Source organism: Neobacillus drentensis (genome assembly GCF_036966985.1).
In the GTDB taxonomy this organism is placed as follows: Bacteria; Bacillota; Bacilli; order Bacillales; family Cytobacillaceae; genus Neobacillus; species Neobacillus drentensis_E.
Genome location: NZ_JBALSN010000437.1, coordinates 1 through 4581, shown reverse-complemented (window position 1 = coordinate 4581; position 4581 = coordinate 1). Strand labels below are relative to the sequence as shown.

General features: G+C 42.0%; 4 protein-coding genes. All 4 read right to left on the bottom strand.

From position 1 onward, the window contains the following. Window positions 1-859, bottom strand: an 859-nt coding sequence (locus tag V7659_RS24480) for an electron transfer flavoprotein subunit alpha/FixB family protein (protein WP_335542742.1), incomplete at its 3' end; no start/stop codon positions are given. A gap of 56 nt (window positions 860-915) precedes the next feature. Continuing rightward, window positions 916-1686 carry an electron transfer flavoprotein subunit beta/FixA family protein gene (locus V7659_RS24475; RefSeq protein WP_335542741.1) on the bottom strand — a complete coding sequence of 257 codons (771 nt, stop codon included), beginning with the start codon at window positions 1684-1686 and terminating at the stop codon, window positions 916-918. Between the two features lie 168 nt (window positions 1687-1854). Continuing rightward, window positions 1855-3036 (bottom strand): MFS transporter, encoded by a 1182-nt coding sequence (locus V7659_RS24470; protein WP_335542740.1) that lies wholly within the window; start codon window positions 3034-3036, stop codon window positions 1855-1857. 86 nt (window positions 3037-3122) lie between these two features. Continuing rightward, window positions 3123-4581, bottom strand: a 1459-nt coding sequence (locus V7659_RS24465) for an aldehyde dehydrogenase family protein (protein ID WP_335542739.1), incomplete at its 5' end; no start/stop codon positions are given.

Here is a 4581-nt window from a genome sequence, read left to right as displayed (position 1 = left end):
TCGCTACGATAATTTTAGAATTAGACATCCCAGCCAAATGCTGAACCGCACCTGAAATGCCGCATGCAATATATAAATCGGGTGTTACCACTTTGCCGGTTTGACCTACTTGCATTGAGTAATCACAGTATCCTGCATCACAAGCTGCACGGGATGCACCAACAGCCGCTCCCAGTGCTTTTGCTAATTCATGAATTGAGTTGAATCCTTCTGCACTTTTCACTCCCCGGCCACCCGAAACAATAATTTTAGCCTCTGTCAAATCAATGGTGCCTGCTGTCTTTCTTACGACATCTTTAATGACCGTGCGAATATCGGTAATGACTGCTTTATGTTCGATTGTTTCTGCCGTACGCCCCACATCCGGTACGCCTTTGTCGATATTATTAGAACGAATGGTGGCAAAAAGAATTCCATTAGTGATTTTCTTCTTTTGAAACGCTTTCCCTGCGTATATCGGGCGAACAAAGACCACTTCATCCCCTTGAACTTCAACCTCGGTACAATCAGATACTAATCCAAATCCCAGACGAGCTGCTACCCGTGGTGCCAAATCACGCCCCATAGCAGTATGACCGAGTAATACGGCGTCAGGCTTTACGATATTAAATACTTCTGTGAACGCTTGCGCGTAAGCATCAATTGAAAAATCATTCAATTCCTCGTTGGTAACCAAGTAGACTTGATCCGCACCATATTGCGCCAGCTGCTCCGCATCTCCGATATCCCCTTGCCCAAACAATACCGCCGTGCCTTTTCCCCCGTCAGCTATTTTTTTGGCAGCAGCAAGCGCTTCAAAAGAAACATTTCTCAAATTACCATTGCGTTTTTCAGCAACAACTAACACATCTTTACTCATTGATGCCTTTCCCCCTTAAATGTTTAAGATTCCAAAATGTTTAATATCTAATGAGATTATTGCACTACCTTCGCTTCAAAGCGCAGCGATTCTACGAGCTCAGAGACCTGTTCGGGCAGTTCCCCTTGAAGAATTTTTCCAGCTGTTTTTTCGAGCGGCAAATATTGTTCTGATACTTCTGTTTTCGAAAGAATCTCCTCAATATTCAGATCTAGGTCAGCAGCTATAATCCGTTCAATCGGTTTTTTCTTTGCCTTCATGATTCCCGGAAGTGAAGGATAACGTGGTTCATTTAAACCCTGTTGTGCAGTGAGTAGTACAGGTGTAGCCGCTTCAATGATTTCGGTATCTCCTTCGACGTCTTTTTCCACTCTTACTTTACCGTCTTCGACTTCAAGATTCGTAATTGTAGAGATATGAACGATTCCTAACTCTTCCGCTAAGCGTGGTCCCACCTGAGCAGCTCCGTCATCAACCGCCATATATCCACCTAATATCAAATCATAACTATCTCTTTTCGCAACAATAGCTAATACTTTGGAAATCATATATTCATCACCGAAAACAGATTCATCATCCACGATGATCGCCTTATCAGCTCCCATTGCCAAAGCCGTACGGAGTGCAGCCTCAGCACGTGGCGGGCCAACCGTCACAACCGTTACTTCTCCACCGTGTTTTTCCTTAATCGCCACCGCCTCTTCGACAGCGTATTCATCATAAGGATTAATGACGAATTTGACTCCTTCCTCGCTTACTTTCCCATTCTTTAGTACAATTTTCTCTTCTGTGTCAAATGTTTGCTTGAGCAATACCAAAATTTTCATGTAAACCTCCTGAAAGTAAAATTATCATATTTCTTCCCAAAAATTATTTTTGAATAATCTGTATATTTAAAATTTAACATAAGATTTAACATATTACTAATATCTATTAAATAGACTTCCCATATGATATAAATATGGGAACAAAGAAATTCTTTCGAAGAAAATAAACTACAAATGCTTTCGCTGATTCTTCGTCTTTTCAACATAAATTGGTAAGGGGCGTGTCACATATCCAAAGGCCATAAGAACGAGACCGCTGCCCCAAAATATAGCTGAAACCCCAATCAAACCGCCTATTCCGCCAAAGATGACCGGAATGGCAAATTGGGAAACGCGATTAATCATCATCTGGAATCCTAATACTTCTCCACGGCGTTCGGATGAGGATTCCTCCAAAAGAGCTGCAGTGCTGAGCGGCTGAGCAAGACCAAGACCAGCTCCTAAAATACCAACCCACACAAACAGCACCACGATCCAAGGGGAAAACGGAGTAACTAGATAAATGACACCAGTAACGAAAAGAGACCACGTAAGTATTCTCATACGCCCAAAAGAGCCAACGAGAGACGTTTGGGTAAATCGAATAACGAGCATGGCCAGACCGAGGAATGAGAGGAGAAGTCCTGTCAAGGTTGGAGTGATGCCCATATTGTCGGCAAGCAAAGGAAAATACACGCTAAACAGCTCTCTATAGGAAAATATCAATCCTCCTATAAGAATCGCATTCCGCATGTCACGGTTTCGCATGAGGGCCCAAATCGATTCTCTTCCCTGCAAATTTGCTTGTTGTTTCTCATCCGTTTTTTGAATGTTCTCTCCATCTAAATTCCTCATACCCATCTCGCTGCTCAATGCGATGGCAATTAGCACCATATTAAAAAAGATACAAATATGGTACCCGTAGTGATCATACAAAAAGGAACTAATAACTGGGCCAATCATTGCGCCAACTGAGCCAAACAGACTGTAGTTGGCCACCGTCCGATCGATGTCACCTCCTAAGCTGCCAATTCTCTTCTGTAAGGCGAGCATCAAGCAGGTAGAAGCAATACCAACCATAGCTAGCTGAATTAAAAAAATGAAAAAGGATGGGAACATGACAGTTAACAATAAGGAAATCAAATACATGACATTCCCGATGATTACCATGGGACGTGTTCCTATATGATCAACCCATTTGCCAATATGCAAGGCCAAAAGGGCCGGACAGATAGCAGAACTAGCAATAATCATGCTGATTTCTTGAGGTGAAAGACCTAAGGAATAGGCGTATAAAGAAACAACAGGTTTGATTCCCGTAATCGTCGTGATAAGGATCGTATTCATCAGAATAATAATGTAATAATTCAATAGATTCACCGCCAAGATAGAGGTACAAAGCCAAAAAGAATGGTAAATAAAAAAGGACTCCCCAAATCTGGAGAGCTTTTTTTAAACTAGCAAACATTAATTTTTTTATGGAAATTGATCCCATGATATTCAATAAATTCATCAAAAACCTCGATGGACTTTTCTCTACCAATACCACTTTGCTTGATTCCACCAAACGGGATGTATTTTGAACCTAATGGTGTTTGTCCATGACCATTAATGAATGTCATTCCCGCTTCTATTTGGTTCGCGACTTCTAATGCACGTTCAAAATCAGAAGACCATACGGAAGAACCCAAACCGAATTCTGAATTGTTGGCCAAATGAATAACCTCTTCTTCCGTATGATATGGAATCAGTGGGAGCACTGGACCAAATTGTTCACAGGTCACAATCTCAGCGGTAGGATCGACATCCCGTACGATAACTGGCTGAAGATAGTATCCATTATCCCAATTTTCAGGTTCCAGTTTCTTTCCTAACTTGACTAAATTTGCCCTGCTATGTTCAAGTCTTTCAATCAGTTCACTTATCCTTTGATATTGAAGTTTGTTGTTAATAGGACCCATTGTGGTCTCTTCATTCAATTGATACCCAATTTGATAGGAGTCTGCTAATTCGCAAACTTTTTCATAGAACTCTTCATACATACTATAAGGGACGTAAACTCGCTTAATCGCAAAGCAGAATTGCCCTGTTCTTCGAAATGCTCCTTCGACGATTTTTGGAACGACTTCATTCAGATCGGCGTCGTCTAGTACAATGGCCGGATCGTTCCCCCCTAACTCAAAGTGAACCCCTTTGAGTGTTTCAGCTGCCGATTTCATGATCGTCACTGCAGTATTCCCTCCGCCAGTAAATGAAATTTTACGAACTAGCGGATGAGAGGTTAAAGCACTTCCTACCTCGCTGCCGCCAAGAACAACATTAATCACACCTGGAGGGAAAAATTCTGCCATAATTCTTAATAACGTTACTACGCCCATTGAAGCAGTTGGAGACGGTTTTACTACAATTGTATTGCCCGCAAGAAGAATTGGCGTTATTTTTTGTAAGGTCAGAATGATAGGGGCGTTCCAAGGAACGATACAAGCAATCACCCCCATCGGCCTCTTCACTACGCTCACCCAACCGCTTTCATCCTCTATGATCCGATTTTGAAAGGCAGAAGGCGCCAATTCTATCATATTTCTCATATCCATCAAGCCTAATTTGACCTCATCAACCGTTCTGCCAAGCAGAATGCCGTTTTCTTTAGCCGTCACACTGGCGATAAAAGACGCATTTCTCTCAATTTCTTCAGCAGATTTCAATAGGATTGACATTCTTTCTTCAAGTGAAGTTTGACTCCAGGACTGGAAGGCTCGATGCGCAGACTGCACAGCTCCATCAATATGGCTTGCATCTCCTCTGGCGATATAGCCAACTACTTCACTTAATCTGCCTGGATTCCTCACTTCATCATAATGCTCTGTTGTCACATCTTCATTGTTGATAAACAAGTTCACCTTCATGTGTTTCACC